The sequence below is a fragment of the Agrobacterium sp. CCNWLW32 genome, assembly GCF_037083425.1.
Lineage (GTDB): Bacteria > Pseudomonadota > Alphaproteobacteria > Rhizobiales > Rhizobiaceae > Agrobacterium > Agrobacterium radiobacter.
Window position 1 is genome coordinate 23,687 of sequence record NZ_JBAOJM010000023.1, and the last position, 15,498, is coordinate 39,184.

The window sequence follows — 15,498 nt, forward strand, 5'->3', positions numbered from 1 at the left end:
GTCATGAGTGAACTGAAGACGATTTCCATCCGTGGCGCCCGCGAGCATAACCTCAAGGGCATCGATCTGGATTTGCCGCGCAACAAGCTGATCGTCATGACCGGCCTTTCCGGCTCGGGCAAGTCTTCGCTTGCCTTCGATACGATCTATGCCGAAGGCCAGCGCCGTTATGTCGAAAGCCTCTCGGCCTATGCGCGCCAGTTCTTGGAGATGATGCAGAAGCCGGATGTCGACCAGATCGACGGCCTGTCGCCGGCAATCTCCATCGAGCAGAAGACCACCTCGCGCAACCCGCGCTCCACGGTCGGCACGGTCACCGAGATCTACGATTATATGCGCCTTCTCTTCGCGCGTGTCGGTGTCCCCTATTCGCCAGCCACCGGCCTGCCGATCGAAAGCCAGACGGTCAGCCAGATGGTCGATCGCATTCTCGCTTTCGAGGAAGGTACGCGTCTTTATATTCTTGCGCCGATAGTCCGCGGCCGCAAAGGCGAATATAAGAAGGAACTCGCCGATCTGATGAAGAAGGGCTTCCAGCGCGTCAAGGTGGATGGCCAGTTCTACGAAATCGCCGACGTTCCTGCTCTCGACAAGAAATACAAGCACGACATCGACGTGGTGGTCGATCGCGCCGTCGTGCGCCCGGACATGGCAGCACGCCTTGCCGATAGTCTCGAGACCTGCCTCAAGCTCGCCGACGGGCTGGCGATTGCGGAATTTGCTGACAAGCCCCTGCCGCCGGAAGAAACCGCCGCCGGCGGTTCCGCCAACAAATCGCTCAACGAGACCCATGAGCGGGTGCTGTTTTCGGAAAAATTCGCCTGCCCCGTTTCCGGCTTCACCATTCCGGAAATCGAGCCGCGGCTTTTCTCCTTCAACAACCCCTTCGGCGCCTGCCCGAGCTGTGACGGTCTCGGCTCGCAGCAGAAGGTGGATGAAAACCTCATCGTGCCGGAGCCCGCCCGCACGCTGCGCGACGGCGCGATTGCGCCCTGGGCCAAATCCTCCTCGCCCTATTATAACCAGACGCTGGAAGCGCTCGGCAAGGCCTTCGGCTTCAAGCTCTCCAGCAAATGGTCCGATCTTTCGAAGGACGCACAGAACGCCATCCTGCAGGGCACCGAGGAAAAGATCGAATTCAACTACCAGGACGGCGCCCGCTCCTACAAGACGGTGAAGAATTTCGAAGGCATCGTGCCCAATCTCGAGCGTCGCTGGAAAGAGACCGACAGCGCCTGGGCGCGTGAGGAAATCGAACGCTACATGTCGGCGGCCCCCTGCCCGGCCTGCGCCGGTTATCGCCTGAAGCCGGAAGCGCTCGCCGTCAAGATCAACAAGCTGCATATTGGTGAAGTCACCGAAATGTCGATCCGCATGGCGCGCGACTGGTTTGAAGTGCTGCCGGAAAGCCTCAACGCCAAGCAGAACGAAATCGCGGTCCGAATCCTCAAGGAAATCCGTGAGCGCCTGCGCTTCCTCAACGATGTCGGGCTGGATTATCTCAGCCTGTCGCGCAATTCCGGCACGCTTTCCGGCGGTGAAAGCCAGCGTATCCGTCTGGCCTCGCAGATCGGCTCGGGCCTCACGGGCGTTCTCTATGTTCTCGACGAGCCCTCGATCGGCCTGCATCAGCGCGATAATGCCCGTCTACTCGATACGCTGAAACATCTGCGCGATATCGGCAATACGGTCATCGTGGTCGAACATGATGAGGACGCCATTCTGACGGCGGATTACGTGGTCGATATCGGCCCGGCCGCCGGCATTCATGGCGGTCAGGTGATTGCCGAAGGATCACCGCAGGAGGTGATGGCCAATCCGAAATCGCTGACCGGCAAATATCTTTCGGGCGAACTCGGCGTCGCCGTGCCGGCTGAGCGTCGCAAGCCCAAGAAGGGCCGCGAAATCAAGGTGTTTGGCGCGCGCGGCAACAACCTGAAGAATGTCACGGCAGCTGTGCCGCTCGGTGTTTTCACTGCCGTAACCGGCGTTTCGGGCGGCGGCAAATCCACATTCCTGATCGAGACGCTTTATAAATCGGCGGCGCGCCGGGTGATGGGTGCGCGCGAAATCCCGGCCGAGCACGACCGCATCGATGGTTTCGAATTCATCGACAAGGTGATCGATATCGACCAGTCGCCGATTGGCCGCACGCCGCGTTCCAACCCGGCCACCTATACCGGTGCGTTCACGCCGATCCGCGACTGGTTCGCCGGTCTGCCGGAAGCCAAGGCGCGCGGTTACGCGCCGGGCCGTTTCTCCTTCAACGTCAAGGGCGGCCGCTGCGAGGCCTGCCAGGGTGACGGCGTCATCAAGATCGAGATGCACTTCCTGCCTGACGTTTACGTCACCTGCGATGTCTGCCACGGCAAGCGTTATAATCGCGAAACGCTGGACGTTACCTTCAAGGGCAAATCCATCGCCGATGTGCTGGATATGACGGTGGAGGAAGGTGTGGAATTCTTCGCCGCCGTGCCGGCTGTGCGCGACAAGCTGCAATCGCTCTTCGATGTCGGCCTCGGTTATATCAAGGTCGGCCAGCAGGCCAATACCCTCTCCGGTGGCGAAGCGCAGCGCGTCAAGCTCGCCAAGGAACTGTCCAAGCGCTCCACCGGTCGCACGCTCTACATTCTCGACGAGCCGACGACCGGCCTGCATTTCCACGATGTCAACAAGCTGCTCGAAATGCTGCATGCGCTGGTGGAACAGGGTAATTCCGTCGTGGTGATCGAGCACAATCTCGAAGTCATCAAGACGGCGGACTGGATCATCGATATCGGGCCTGAGGGCGGCACGGGCGGCGGCGAAGTGGTGGCGACCGGTACGCCGGAAGACATCGTGAAAGTCGAGCGTTCCTATACCGGTCACTTCCTGAAGGAGCTTCTGGAGCGCCGGCCGGCCGGAAAACGGGAGGCTGCGGAGTAATCCGCAGCTTTCGTCGCAAAGGTTCGAAAGGCCGAAGGCCGGAGGAGGAACAGCATATGTCGACATCAGGCACGATCCGCACCGGTATCGGCGGCTGGACCTTCGAGCCCTGGGAAGGCACGTTTTACCCCGAAAAATTGCCGAAGAAGCGCCAATTGGAGCACGCCAGCCGGCAGCTCACGGCCATTGAGGTGAACGGCACCTATTACAGCAGCCAGAAACCGGAGACCTTCGCCAAATGGGCTTCCGAAGTGCCCGAGGATTTCGTCTTCTCGCTAAAGGCAAGCCGCTTTGTCACCAACCGCAGGGTTCTGGCCGAAGCCGGTGAATCGATGACGAAGTTCCTGACGCAGGGGCTGACCGAACTCGGATCCCATCTCGGTCCCATCCTCTGGCAATTCGCACCGACGAAAAAATTCGACGCGGAGGATTTCGGCGCATTTTTGTCCCTGTTACCTGAGAAGCAGGACGGTATTCGTCTTCGCCATGTCGTCGAGGTGCGCAACCCGACATTTCAGGTTCCGGAATTCATCGATCTTCTCGCCAAGCACAAGGTCGCCGTCGTCTGCGCCGACCATCATGACTATCCGATGCTGCCTGACGTGACGGCCGATTTCGTCTATTGCCGCCTGCAGAAGGGCGAGGACGACATCAAGACCTGTTATCCGAAAAAAGAAATCGACCACTGGGCCGAGCGGGTAAAGACCTATGCCAAGGGCGGCATGCCGGACGATCTACCGCTGATCGCCGCCGAGCGAAAAGTCGAAAAGACACCGCGCGACGTCTTCGCCTTCTTCATCACCGGCGGCAAGGTCAATGCGCCCAATGGTGCGCAGGAACTGCAAAAGGCGGTCTGAGCGCTTTCAGCCCGCCATTTCTTTCGTCGGGCTGAAATCTATGGCCGCGAAAGCGGCCTCGATCACCTCCGGGCCAGCCCCCGGCCGGGTGGCATCGCTGGAGAGGATTTGCCGGAAACGGCGCGCGCCGGGCATGCCCTGAAACAGTCCGACCATATGGCGAGTGACGTGGTTGAGACGTCCACCCGCGGCGATATAGTCGGCGGCATAGGCCATCATGGCGTCACGCAGCGCCATCCAGTCCGGCTGCCGGGCCTCTTCGCCATAGATGCGATGGTCGACATCGGCAAGGATGGACGTGTTATGATAGGCCGCCCGGCCGAGCATCACACCATCCATATGTTGGAGGTGCCCGCTCGCCTGATCGAGATCGGCGATACCGCCATTGATGCCGATAAAGACGTCAGGGTTTTCCCGCTTCATGCGATAGACGAGATCATAATCTAGCGGCGGCACTTCGCGGTTTTCCTTCGGCGAAAGCCCTTGCAGCCAGGCTTTTCGCGCATGAACCCAGACGGCGTCCGCGCCTGCCGCAACAACCCGCTTCAGAAAATCCGGCAGAACCGCTTCCGGCTGCTGATCATCCACGCCGATCCGGCATTTCACCGTAACCGGCACGCGGGCGACAGCCTTCATTGCCGAGACACATTGCGCCACCACATCAGGCTCGCGCATCAGGCATGCACCAAAGGTACCAGATTGCACCCGATCCGAGGGACAGCCGACATTGAGATTGATCTCATCATAGGCGTAGTCCCCGGCGATCCTCACCGCCTCGGCAAGCTTGGCCGGATCAGACCCACCAAGCTGCAGCGCGACGGGATGTTCCTGAGGGTGATAGCCGAGCAGCCTGTCACGCTGACCATGGATAATGGCGTCGGCGACGATCATTTCGGTATAAAGCAGCGCACGCTTCGACAATTGCCGGTGCAGAAATCTGCACCTCGTGTCGGTCCAGTCGATCATGGGGGCAACGGCGAAGATTTTTTCGCCGCTTGCAAGCGCTTGTCTGTACATGGATTAACCTCTTTGCGGCGGCTTCTACAGCAAAGGACCGTAAAAAGCCAGTTTTGCAGGCAGGGTCATTTTGAACTGGAAATCGCCCCGGAATTGCGGGACAAGAATTGCACCCAAAAAGACGACAGGAAATCCACATGGCCGCCACCGTCATCCCCGCTCCGAAACCCGTTCTCCTGCCCGTTGAAGGCACGGACGCCCTGTTCCCCGTACGGCGGGTCTATTGTGTCGGCCGCAATTATGCCGATCACGCCATAGAGATGGGCCACGATCCTTCGCGCGAGCCGCCCTTTTATTTCCAGAAAAACCCGGACAATCTGCTGCCATCAGGACGGGATTTCCCCTATCCGCCGCTGTCATCCAACGTACATTACGAAGTCGAATGCGTCGTGGTGCTGAAAAGCGGCGGCGCTGATATTCCGGCGGACGAGGCGCTGAACCATGTCTGGGGTTACGCCGTCGGCATAGACATGACCCGTCGGGATCTTCAGGACGGTCTTAAGAAGATGGGGCGTTCCTGGGAAGGCGCGAAGGCTTTCGAATATTCCGCGCCGATTTCGGCCATCGTCCCCGCAGACAAGATCGGCTATCCCGCTACCGGTGCGATCTGGCTCGACGTCAATGGCGAACGCAAGCAGACGGGCGACCTCGCCCAGATGATCTGGAAAGTGCCGGAAGTGATTGCCGAGCTTTCCAAGCTGTTCACGCTTGCCGCCGGTGACGTCATCATGACCGGCACGCCGGCCGGCGTCGGCCCCATCGTGCGCGGCGACCGGATCGAATGCGGCGTCGAGGGTGTCGGCACACTTGCCGTGACGGTTGCCTGACCGCAGTCAGAAAAAACCAAAAGGGAGGACACCACCATGCCGCTTTACCGCCTTGCCGACCGGGTGCCGCAGACCCCTGCCCCGGATAGCTACTGGGTAGCGCCCGACGCCAATGTCATCGGCTCGGTCACGCTCGGCGATGATGTCGGCATCTGGTTCGGCGCAACGCTGCGCGGCGATAACGAGCCGATCAGCGTCGGGCGCGGCACCAATATTCAGGAAGGCGTGATGGTGCACAGTGATCCCGGCTTTGCCGCTGTCATCGGCGAAATGTGCACCATCGGCCACCACGCCATCGTACATGGCTGCACCATCGGCGATAATTCGCTCATCGGCATGGGGGCGACGATCCTGAACGGCGCAAAGATCGGCCGCAACTGCCTCGTTGGCGCCAATGCGCTGGTGACGGAGGGCAAGGAATTCCCGGACAATTCCCTGATTGTCGGCTCGCCGGCGCGCGCCATCCGGACGCTGGACGATGAAGCCGTCGCAGGGCTCCGCCGCTCGGCGGAAAAATACATCGAAAACTGGAAGCGTTTTTCGAAGGATCTGGCGATCGTCGAGGGATAGGAAACGGCGGGCATCCACGCCCGCCCCGCCTCGAGACTAAGCCGAGCAGGCGGCGCAGAGACCGCGAATTTCAATGGTTGTCTTTTCCGCCTTGAACTTGCTGTCCTTTACCCAGCGCTCAAGGCGGTGGTCGATCTCATGATCGTGAAACTCCGTCACCTGCCCGCAGGATTCGCAGATGGCGAAAGCGACAGTCCCATGGTGGTGCGAGCAGCACTCCGCCTGCGTATGGGTGCAGGCAACAAAGGCGTTGAGGCTCTCAAGCCGGTGCACGAGACCAAATTCCACCAGCTTTTCCAGCGCCCGGTAAACCTGCAGCGGCGCGCGAAAACCATCGTCGCGCAGCTTGTCGAGAATCATATAGGCGCTGAGCGGCTGATGCGCGTTTGAGAGAGCATTCATGACCAGCGACTGGTTCTTGGTGAGGTTCTGCTGGGTCTGCACATTCATGACTTGCCTCCTTCATCCGCGGCGCGGGAAAAACCCGGCGCCGGCAACAGGCTTATAACGAAGAGGATCACCGCGGCAACCACGATGGAAGGGCCGGACGGCGTATCGTAGGTGAGCGAGCCGAACAGGCCGCCGACAACGGCAACAGCACCGATCAGCGAAGCCACCACCGCCATCACCTCAGGCGTCGCGGAAAAACGTCTGGCGGTCGCCGCCGGTATGATGAGCAGCGAGGTAATGAGCATGATGCCGACCACCTTCATGGCAATGGCGATCACCAGCGCCATCAAGAGCGTAAAGATCAGCTTCGCGCGCTCCGGGTTCAACCCCTCGGCCTCAGCCAATTCTGTATTGACGGTGGAGGCGAGCAGCGACCGCCACAGGAAGACCATGGAAACGATGACCACCAGTCCACCGCCCCAGATCAGGGCGATATCGCTGCGGGTGACGGCGAGAATATCGCCGAACAGGAAGGAGACGAGGTCGATACGCACCCAGCTCATGAAAGCGACGATGACAAGACCGATCGCCAGCGCCGAATGGGACAATATGCCAAGTAGTGCATCGGAGGAGAGAGCCTGCCGGCGTTGCAGGAAAATCAAAAGGATCGAAACGGCCGATGCCACCAGAAAAACGCTGACGATGAGGTTGAGTTGCAACAGCAGCGACAGCGCGACGCCGAGCAGCGCCGAATGGGCCATCGTATCACCGAAGTAGGCCATGCGCCGCCAGACGACGAAACAGCCGAGAGGACCGGCAGTGAGCGCGACGCCGATACCGGCGACCATGGCGCGAATGAAGAAATCGTCAAACATGGCGCTCTCCCTGCCGCTGGCTGGAGGAAATATGATCCTCATGCTCATGCTCATGCTGGTGGCCGCAGCCGCATTCGCCATGGTCGTCATGATGGCGGCCATGGTCATGCATATGGTGGTGGCCATCCTCGGGGTGGCAATGATCGGTTACGGAACCATCCGCATGCTGCACCCGGCCATCGGGCAAATGGGTATGATCGTGATGGTGGCTATAGACGGCAAGCGCCTTGGCTGCCGAGCCGCCGAACAGCCGCATATATTCCGGGCTCTGGCTCACCGCCTGTGGCGTGCCCCGGCAGCAGACATGGCCGTTCAGGCATATGACGGTGTCGGTTTCCGCCATCACCACATGCAGATCATGCGAGATTAACAGAATTCCGCAATTATTTGAATTTCTGATATTTTTTATCAGATCATAGAGAGCTATCTCGCCGGAGAAATCGACGCCCTGCACGGGCTCGTCAAGAACCAGCAGATCGGGCTTGCGGGCGATGGCGCGGGCCAGGAGCGCGCGCTGGAACTCGCCGCCAGAAAGGTGCTGGACCTCGGCGTTGGCGAGATGCGCAATGCCAGTCGCATTCAGCGCCGCGTCGATTTCACGGGCTGGCAGCGGCCCGGTCAGCGTCATCAGCCGGCGCACCGAAAGCGGCATGGTCCAATCAACGGAGAGCTTCTGCGGCACATAACCAACCCTCAGACCGACAATGCGCGAGACCTCGCCCTCGGTCGGCTTCACCACACCGATCGCCATTTTTGCGCTCGTTGATTTGCCGGAACCGTTCGGCCCGATCAGCGTGACGATCTCGCCTTTGCTGACGGAAAACTCCACGCCGCGCACCAGCCAGCGGCCGTTGCGCTGCACGCCGGCATTGGCAAGGGAAACCAGTATCTCGTTGCCCCGATGGGCGGAATGAAGCATGGGATTGTCCGTTCGGCGATGTTGCTTACCGCTATTGCATACGTTATAGAGTAACGCAATAAATGTAATAACATAACTATACTTCTTCAAGTGGAGTGCATTTCATGAAATCGTTCCTGATCCCGCTCATGGCATCGGTGGCAATAGCGGCCGCCGCTTCCGGCGCCACCGCCGCGCCCGATGTCGTGGTCTCGATCAAGCCCATCCATTCCCTCGTCGCCGCAATCATGCGGGGCGTCGGCGAACCCCAGCTCATCGTCGACGGCGCGGCCTCTCCGCACACCTATAATCTCAGACCGTCCAATGCGCGCAAGCTGGAAAAGGCGGATGTGGTCTTCTGGGTTGGGCCGGGCCTTGAAGCGTTCCTGGAAAAGCCGCTGGAAGCGCTTGCCAGCAAGGCAACCGTGGTGGAACTGGAGGACGCCAAGGGGCTGGAGAAGCTGCCCTTCCGCGAAGGCGGCCCCTTTGAAGCACATGACCATGGCGACGAAGGCCATGATGCGCATGACGGTCACGCCGAAGAGGAAGGCGCACACGATCATGGACACGACCATGCGGAGGGTCACGAGGACCATGACCATGGCGCATACGACACCCATCTCTGGCTCGATCCCGCCAATGCCAAGGCCATGGCGCAGACGATAGAAACCGCGCTGATTGCAACCGATGCCGGCAATGCCGCGACCTATCAGGCCAACACCAAAAAACTGATCGACGATCTCAATGCGCTCGATGCCGAACTCAAGGAAACGGTCGAGCCGGTGAAGGACAAGCCCTTCATCGTCTTCCACGATGCCTATCAGTATTTCGAGCACCGTTACGGTGTGAAGACGGCGGGATCGATCACCGTCAGCCCCGAAACCCTTCCAGGTGCTGACCGTGTCAAACAGATGCAGGAAAAGGTCCGTCAGCTCGGCGCAACCTGCGTCTTCGCTGAACCGCAATTCGAGCCGAAGCTGATTTCGGTCATCACTGAGGGTACTGCAGCAAAATCGGCGACGCTCGACCCGGAGGCAGCGACGCTGGAGCCCGGTCCCGATCTCTATTTCAAGCTGATGCGCGGCATTGCGGGCTCTCTGAAGGATTGCCTGTCCTGATGCGTATTGTCGTGCGCTGACGCCCCGGCTGTCATTCCGGGCATTCAGCCGAAAGCCAGTCAGCGCACGATAAAAATATCATTTACACCAACATCTTACGCCAACATATTAAAGTCAAACTTTAAAAAAGCCGCGAACGCAACGGGGTCAAGACTTGCAGCACCTATTGCGAAGCGAGCCATCTACGGCTTCGGCGCCATCGAAGACCAGACCGGGCTGCTGATGCTCTGCAAGGTTTCCGGCGGCGCGCCGTTGATGCGCGCCAGAAGGGCCTTTGCAAGCTCCCTGCCCGCCAGTTTGATATCCTCATTGACGGTGTGGATCTGCGGTTTGATCCAGTTCAGGAACTCCGCGGACTGTTTCGAAACGATATCGATATCCTCACCGATCCTCACACCCGCCGCCTCGAAACCGGCCACCAGCGCGATGGTGCTGCTACCGCTGATCGAAACGATACCGTCGGGGCGGTCATCCGACTGCATCAGCCGCTGACCGAAATCGCGGATTTTCTCAAGCGGCGTTTCGATGGTGATGGTGTCCAGCGGGAATTCGGTAAGACCAAAATCCCTGATCCCCCTGTTGAACCCCTTGCGGGCGTGATCGTGGAACGAAAACCGCGATGGTGGCACGATGACCGCGATCCTTTTGCGTCCGCATTGCGCCAGCCGCTCGACCGCCTCATAGGCATAGGCCTCATTGTCGAAATCATGAAAGGCGTGTTCGATACCCATATCCGAACGCCCATGGGTGACGAAGGGCATGTTACGCTCAGTCATGAAACGGACGCGCTGATCGTTGGGCTCGATCTTCGAAATAATGACCCCATCCGCCGAACCGGTATCGAGAATATAGCGGATCGGCACCATCGAATCCTTGGCGTGGATATGGGGCGTCACGACCAGATGATATTGTGTCGTGGAAAGAACCTCGGTGATGCCAAATACCATCTGGCTGGTGAAACCCATCAGCTCTTCATCGACGCTCAGAACAAGGGCAATCACATTGGTCTTGCCGGTGCGAAGGCGCACGCCGGCGCGGTTTGGCTGGTAGCCGATCTGCCGGGCGATCAGCCGCACACGCTCCTTGGTTTCAGCGCCGATGTCTGGCGCATCCTTCAGCGCGCGCGAGACGGTGGTGATGCCAAGACCCGTCATATAGGCGATCGTCTTCAAGGTCGGACGCTCGCCCGTCGTTGCAGGAGTTTCGCCCCCGCCGGATTTGCCAGTATCGTTCATGTCATTTCGCCACGCTTTACCGAACGATAATCATAGATAGCTTTTTCTCTGTTGCAAAGGCAAAGGTCCGCGGTCAACGGCCGGTCTTGTCCGACTATCCGCCAATTCAGCTAAAACGATATAGGTCCGGAAAATATTTCACGGTACTTCCCCCTTCTTCCGGCACAGAATTTCCAGAAATCCACGGATACACATCTTAACTGACAAGATTAATATCTTGATGCAAATCACTGATATAAAAATATAAAGTTTATAATTTTTCTTGGGATTTGACCTGGTCATCCCGACGCAGATGTGCCCGTCATTATTCATGTCGCTCGTTGTCACTCAAAGGAATGACGGAACGATTGTTTTACGGTAACGTTGCCGGAGGGAGGAAATAGCAAAGCCGGATAAGCGTGTCGCAGCCGCTTTGCGGGCATCCATTCCCCCAGATTCTGACACAAGCCTGCACCATAATGCCGGCCAGTCTTCTTCGAATTCATACTATGCAGGGTCCGATTATGATTTCTTCTTCCTCGCCCGAAACTGTCATTGATCTGGCTGGGCCCTGGCGCCTGACCTCGGTGGAAGGAGACCATACCACCCAGCTTTCCGTACCGGGCGATATTCACAGCGCGCTCAAAAATGCGGGCATCATTCCCGATCCCTATCACGGCGCCAATGAAAAGGTGGTGCAATGGGTGGCTGAGCGCGACTGGCTCATCGAGCGCACATTCATTCTCGATGAGGCGGATTCCAGCTGGTATCTCGATATCGACTACCTCGACACCGTCGCCATCGTCTTCGTCAACGACGTCCCGGTCTTGACCGCCGACAATTGCTTCCGCCGCTACCGCCCGGATATCTCACGCGCGGTGCGGCCGGGTGAAAACACCATCCGCATCCATTTCCATTCTAACATCGCGGCCGGCGCAGAACGGCAGGCGCGGCAGCCTTTTTACATCCCCTATCACCCCGGCAATTCACCCATTGCCAACGGCAACATGCTGCGCAAGCCGCAATGCCATTTCGGTTGGGACTGGAACATCGCAATTGCGCCGCTCGGCCTCTACGGCAAAATCCTGCTGAAGCGGCTCGATACGGCCCGCATTGAACATGTCGTCACCTCACAGCACCATGTCGAAGGCGGCGTCGAGCTGCATGTGGCTGTCACGCTGTTTGCCGAGGGACCGGCGAGCCTGCCGGTCTACCTGTCCCTCAACGATGAAAGGCTGAGACTCGATTGCGGCGTCGGTACCGGCGAAACGGTGGTGCGCCACGTCTTCTTTGTGGAGAATCCGGAGCTCTGGTGGCCGGCCGGCAGTGGCGAACAGACGCTCTACAAGCTGACGGTGGAACTGCCTGATGAGACCGTCACCCGCCAGATCGGCTTGAGGACGATCGAGCTTCTGACGGACAAGGACGAAGCCGGAAGCCGCTTCGCCTTCCGCATCAACGGCCGCGAGATCTTCTGCCGCGGCGCCAACTGGATCCCCGCAGATGCACTTTATTCGCTCGCCAGCCGGGAAAAGACCGAAGATCTCCTCTGCTCTGCGGTGGAGGCCAATATGAACATGATCCGCGTCTGGGGCGGCGGTTTTTATGAGGAGGACTGGTTCTACGATCTCTGCGACCGGCTCGGCCTGCTGGTCTGGCAGGACTTCATGTTTGCCTGCAATCTCTATCCCTGCAGCGAGGACTTTCTCGACAATGTCGAACATGAGGTCGACTACCAGGTGAAACGCCTCTCCTCGCATCCGTCCATCGCGCTCTGGTGCGGCGACAACGAGCTGGTGGGTGCGCTGACCTGGTTCGATGAATCCCGCAACAATCGCGACCGTTATCTCGTGGCTTACGACCGCCTGAACCGCACGATCGAAAGAGCCCTGAAAAAAGCAGCACCGGAAGCGCTCTGGTGGCCCTCCAGCCCGGCCTCCGGTTATCTCGATTATGGTGACGCCTGGCACGCGGATGGTTCCGGTGACATGCACTACTGGTCCGTCTGGCACGAAAACAAGTCGTTCGACAATTACCGCTCGGTCAAGCCGCGTTTCTGCTCCGAATTCGGTTTCCAGTCCTACACATCCATGCCCGTCATCCGCACCTATGCGGAAGAAAAGGACATGAACATCGCCTCCCCGGTCATTGAGCTGCACCAGAAGAATGTCGGCGGCAATGAGCGGATCGCCGGCACCATGTTCCGCTATTTCCGTTTCCCGAAGGATTTCGAGAATTTCGTTTATCTGAGCCAGGTCCAGCAGGCGCTCGCCATCCGCACGGCTGTGGACTACTGGCGTTCGCTGAAGCCCCATTGCATGGGCACGCTTTATTGGCAGCTCAACGACACCTGGCCGGTAGCCTCATGGTCCAGCCTCGATTATGGCGGCGGCTGGAAAGCGCTGCATTATGCCGCCCGCCGCTTCTTCCAGGCGGTGACCGTCTCGGCCATTCCCTCCGAGGATGGGCGCCGGGTGAGCTTCTCCATGGTCAACGACACGGCGGAAGACGTCGAAATCGACATGAACATCGTTGCGCTGACCATGGACGGCAACCGCGTGCCGCTGAAATCCGCCAACGGCACCTGCGCAACGGACAGGGCCGCAACGCTGACCGAGATAGACATGGATAGCCTGCCCGACGGCGCCATCCTCGCCTGGAGCTTCATCGCTTCCAACGGTATGACCGGCGAAGGCCACCATGTGCGCGACACCTACAAGGCGCTGGAGCTTCAGCCTGCAGGGCTCGAATTTTCCGTCGGCCCGTTGAAAAACGGCCAGTACGAAATCGATGTCGCCGCTGCAGGTCTCGCGCTCTTCGTCATGCTGGAGGCAGATCAGCCCGGCCGTTATTCCGACAATCTCTTCGATCTGGCCGCCGGCGAAACGCGCCGTATCATCTTCACGCCGAAGGCGGGCGGCCCCCAGCCGCATTTCCGCATCTTCGATCTTCATACCTGCCAATCCTCGCATTGAAACCATGCGGAGAAAGGCATAACCATCCCTCTCGGGAATGACAGGTGAACCTGCGCCTGTTTTCATCGCTTCAAAAAGTTGCCGGGTTCTCCGGCAGCCAGTCATCAGCAAGTGGAGGAAGACCCATGGTTTGGCAACCGGCCGAAAACCGATACGCGTCCATGAAATATAATCATTGCGGCAAGACCGGCCTGAAACTGCCGGCGATTTCGCTCGGCCTCTGGCACAATTTCGGCAACGACACGCCGCACCAGACCAAACAGGCCATCTGCCGCCGCGCCTTCGATCTCGGCATCACCCATTTCGATCTCGCCAATAATTACGGCCCGCCGCCCGGCAGCGCCGAAACCGCCTTCGGTGAAATCCTGAAGACGGATTTCAGAGGTTATCGCGACGAGATGATCATCTCCTCCAAGGCTGGTTACAACATGTGGCCCGGCCCCTATGGCGAATGGGGCAGCCGCAAATACGTAATCGCCTCCTGCGACCAGAGCCTGAAGCGCATGGGTCTGGATTACGTCGATATCTTCTATTCCCACCGTTTCGACCCCAACACGCCGCTTGAGGAAACCTGTGGCGCGCTGGACCAGATCGTGCGCTCGGGCAAAGCGCTTTATGCCGGCATCTCGTCCTACAACTCGAAGCGCACCCGTGAAGCCGCCGCCATCCTGAAGGACCTCGGCACGCCCTGCATCATCCACCAGCCGAGCTATTCGATGATCAACCGCTGGATCGAAGAGGATGGTCTCGTCGATACGCTGGAAGAACTGGGCATCGGCTCCATCGTCTTCTCGCCGCTGGCGCAGGGCATGCTGACGACGAAATATCTCGGCGGCGTGCCTGATGGCAGCCGCGCGGCGCAGCGCAAGTCGCTGAACCCGGCCTTCCTCAACGAACGCAACGTCGAGAACATCCGGGCGCTCAACAGCATTGCCGAGCGGCGCGGCCAGACGCTGGCGCAGATGGCGATTGCCTGGGTTCTGCGCGGCGGCCGCATCACCTCGGCGCTGATCGGGGCAAGCCGCGTCGAACAGGTTGAGGATTGCGTGAAGGCGCTTGAGCGGCCGGATTTCACGGCCGAAGAGCTTGCGGAAATCGACCGTTATGCCAAGGAAGCGGATATCAACCTCTGGGCAAAATCCGCCGAACGCATCTGATGCAGAAGAGACCGCCCGGTTCCGCCGGGCGGTCTGGCTACCCCGAAAAACTCAAAATAAAAGATTAACTCACGCTCCTAACCATTAACAACCATTACATAAATGTAATTTTAAATTCAGTTTCCGTTCATTCGTTTATTCGTAAGTTCTCCTCATCGAAACACGAGGAAACATTCATGAAAAAGTTCATCACCATTCTTCTGGCTGCCACCGTTCTCGCTGCTCCGATGGCGCAGGCACAGAGCCGTCATGACGATCGCCACCGTGGCGTTACCGTCGAGCGCCAGATCACCACGAAAAAGGTCATCGTCAAGAAGCACCGCTGGGATCGCGGCCAGCGCCTGTCTGCAGGCGAACGCCGCCACACGGTCGACCGCCGCGACTATCGCCGCTACCGTCTTGCCGAGCCGCGCCGTGACCAGCGCTGGGTGCGCGTCGACAACCAGTTCCTGCTCATCAACGCCGTCACAGGCTTGATCGTCGGCCTCTCTGCCGCACGCTGAGTGAAATCATCGGATGCCGTGGAAAAGGCCCGCTTATGCGGGCCTGATAATTCTTGCGAATATCGCTCCAAATTCGACGTCATCCCCGGGCTTGACCCACTACTGTCCGGTTTAAATTTGCGGCCATTGGAAGGCCATCTGGTTTTGGTTTGTGGGTTTGTCTGGTGGCGGG

The 15,498-nt window shown here is 59.1% G+C and carries 13 protein-coding genes; 8 read left to right on the top strand and 5 right to left on the bottom strand.

The features are described from left to right. The first annotated feature begins 3 nt into the window (after positions 1 to 3). Together uvrA and V6R85_RS25370 are read left to right on the top strand one after the other, a co-directional pair. Positions 4 to 2,925 carry an excinuclease ABC subunit UvrA gene (gene uvrA, locus V6R85_RS25365; protein ID WP_111834361.1) on the top strand — a complete coding sequence of 974 codons (2,922 nt, stop codon included), beginning with the start codon at positions 4 to 6 and terminating at the stop codon, positions 2,923 to 2,925. 56 nt (positions 2,926 to 2,981) lie between these two features. Further along, positions 2,982 to 3,782 (top strand): DUF72 domain-containing protein, encoded by an 801-nt coding sequence (locus tag V6R85_RS25370; RefSeq protein ID WP_060726210.1) that lies wholly within the window; start codon positions 2,982 to 2,984, stop codon positions 3,780 to 3,782. Positions 3,783 to 3,788: 6 nt separating this feature from the next. On the opposite strand, the gene dusA is transcribed toward V6R85_RS25370, so the two are convergent. Further along, a complete protein-coding gene (dusA, locus tag V6R85_RS25375; protein WP_112958565.1) occupies positions 3,789 to 4,799 on the bottom strand; it encodes a tRNA dihydrouridine(20/20a) synthase DusA in 1,011 nt (336 codons plus the stop codon). A gap of 137 nt (positions 4,800 to 4,936) precedes the next feature. On the opposite strand from dusA, the gene V6R85_RS25380 reads away from it, so the two are divergent. Both V6R85_RS25380 and V6R85_RS25385 read left to right on the top strand, forming a co-directional pair. Continuing rightward, positions 4,937 to 5,626, top strand: coding sequence for a fumarylacetoacetate hydrolase family protein (locus V6R85_RS25380; protein WP_111834410.1), 690 nt, complete (start codon positions 4,937 to 4,939; stop codon positions 5,624 to 5,626). A 36-nt stretch (positions 5,627 to 5,662) separates the two neighbouring features. Next, entirely contained in the window at positions 5,663 to 6,196 is a 534-nt protein-coding gene (locus tag V6R85_RS25385) for a gamma carbonic anhydrase family protein (RefSeq protein WP_111834411.1), read from the top strand. Between the two features lie 36 nt (positions 6,197 to 6,232). Here the strand turns inward: V6R85_RS25385 and zur are convergent, their stop codons facing one another. The 3 genes from zur to znuC are packed head-to-tail and all read right to left on the bottom strand — an operon-like array spanning position 6,233 to position 8,380. Beyond that, the gene (gene zur, locus V6R85_RS25390; RefSeq protein ID WP_003502775.1) at positions 6,233 to 6,646 is read right to left on the bottom strand and encodes a zinc uptake transcriptional repressor Zur; all 414 of its coding nucleotides are present in this window, start codon (positions 6,644 to 6,646) and stop codon (positions 6,233 to 6,235) included. Beyond that, positions 6,643 to 7,461, bottom strand: coding sequence for a zinc ABC transporter permease subunit ZnuB (gene znuB / locus V6R85_RS25395; protein ID WP_111834412.1), 819 nt, complete (start codon positions 7,459 to 7,461; stop codon positions 6,643 to 6,645). Before znuB ends, zur begins: the two co-directional genes overlap by 4 nt. Then, positions 7,454 to 8,380, bottom strand: a complete 927-nt coding sequence (gene znuC / locus V6R85_RS25400) for a zinc ABC transporter ATP-binding protein ZnuC (protein ID WP_111834413.1) — start codon at positions 8,378 to 8,380, stop codon at positions 7,454 to 7,456. Before znuC ends, znuB begins: the two co-directional genes overlap by 8 nt. A 104-nt stretch (positions 8,381 to 8,484) precedes the next feature. Here znuC and znuA point away from each other — a divergent pair, with 104 nt between their 5' ends. After that, the gene (znuA, locus tag V6R85_RS25405) at positions 8,485 to 9,477 is read left to right on the top strand and encodes a zinc ABC transporter substrate-binding protein ZnuA (RefSeq protein WP_111794615.1); all 993 of its coding nucleotides are present in this window, start codon (positions 8,485 to 8,487) and stop codon (positions 9,475 to 9,477) included. Positions 9,478 to 9,659: 182 nt separating this feature from the next. On the opposite strand, the gene V6R85_RS25410 is transcribed toward znuA, so the two are convergent. Next, positions 9,660 to 10,712 (bottom strand): LacI family transcriptional regulator, encoded by a 1,053-nt coding sequence (locus V6R85_RS25410; protein WP_087744034.1) that lies wholly within the window; start codon positions 10,710 to 10,712, stop codon positions 9,660 to 9,662. Between the two features lie 488 nt (positions 10,713 to 11,200). Between V6R85_RS25410 and V6R85_RS25415 the strand changes: the two genes are divergently transcribed. The 3 genes from V6R85_RS25415 to V6R85_RS25425 all read left to right on the top strand — a co-directional run bounded on the left by V6R85_RS25415 (position 11,201) and on the right by V6R85_RS25425 (position 15,326). Beyond that, positions 11,201 to 13,666, top strand: coding sequence for a beta-mannosidase (locus V6R85_RS25415; protein WP_111834414.1), 2,466 nt, complete (start codon positions 11,201 to 11,203; stop codon positions 13,664 to 13,666). A 125-nt stretch (positions 13,667 to 13,791) separates the two neighbouring features. After that, positions 13,792 to 14,823, top strand: coding sequence for an L-glyceraldehyde 3-phosphate reductase (mgrA, locus tag V6R85_RS25420; RefSeq protein WP_111834415.1), 1,032 nt, complete (start codon positions 13,792 to 13,794; stop codon positions 14,821 to 14,823). Between the two features lie 176 nt (positions 14,824 to 14,999). Further along, complete coding sequence (locus V6R85_RS25425) at positions 15,000 to 15,326, top strand: RcnB family protein (RefSeq protein ID WP_003502789.1); 327 nt, start codon at positions 15,000 to 15,002, stop codon at positions 15,324 to 15,326. Positions 15,327 to 15,498 lie beyond the last annotated feature (172 nt).

Excerpts from the sequence above, each read along its gene's own strand:
- uvrA (WP_111834361.1), top strand. The coding sequence starts at position 4 with ATGAGTGAACTGAAGACGATTTCCATCCGTGGCGCCCGCGAGCATAAC.
- V6R85_RS25370 (WP_060726210.1), top strand. The coding sequence starts at position 2,982 with ATGTCGACATCAGGCACGATCCGCACCGGTATCGGCGGCTGGACCTTC.
- dusA (WP_112958565.1), bottom strand. The coding sequence starts at position 4,799 with ATGTACAGACAAGCGCTTGCAAGCGGCGAAAAAATCTTCGCCGTTGCC.
- V6R85_RS25380 (WP_111834410.1), top strand. The coding sequence starts at position 4,937 with ATGGCCGCCACCGTCATCCCCGCTCCGAAACCCGTTCTCCTGCCCGTT.
- V6R85_RS25385 (WP_111834411.1), top strand. The coding sequence starts at position 5,663 with ATGCCGCTTTACCGCCTTGCCGACCGGGTGCCGCAGACCCCTGCCCCG.
- zur (WP_003502775.1), bottom strand. The coding sequence starts at position 6,646 with ATGAATGTGCAGACCCAGCAGAACCTCACCAAGAACCAGTCGCTGGTC.
- znuB (WP_111834412.1), bottom strand. The coding sequence starts at position 7,461 with ATGTTTGACGATTTCTTCATTCGCGCCATGGTCGCCGGTATCGGCGTC.
- znuC (WP_111834413.1), bottom strand. The coding sequence starts at position 8,380 with ATGCTTCATTCCGCCCATCGGGGCAACGAGATACTGGTTTCCCTTGCC.
- znuA (WP_111794615.1), top strand. The coding sequence starts at position 8,485 with ATGAAATCGTTCCTGATCCCGCTCATGGCATCGGTGGCAATAGCGGCC.
- V6R85_RS25410 (WP_087744034.1), bottom strand. The coding sequence starts at position 10,712 with ATGAACGATACTGGCAAATCCGGCGGGGGCGAAACTCCTGCAACGACG.
- V6R85_RS25415 (WP_111834414.1), top strand. The coding sequence starts at position 11,201 with ATGCAGGGTCCGATTATGATTTCTTCTTCCTCGCCCGAAACTGTCATT.
- mgrA (WP_111834415.1), top strand. The coding sequence starts at position 13,792 with ATGGTTTGGCAACCGGCCGAAAACCGATACGCGTCCATGAAATATAAT.
- V6R85_RS25425 (WP_003502789.1), top strand. The coding sequence starts at position 15,000 with ATGAAAAAGTTCATCACCATTCTTCTGGCTGCCACCGTTCTCGCTGCT.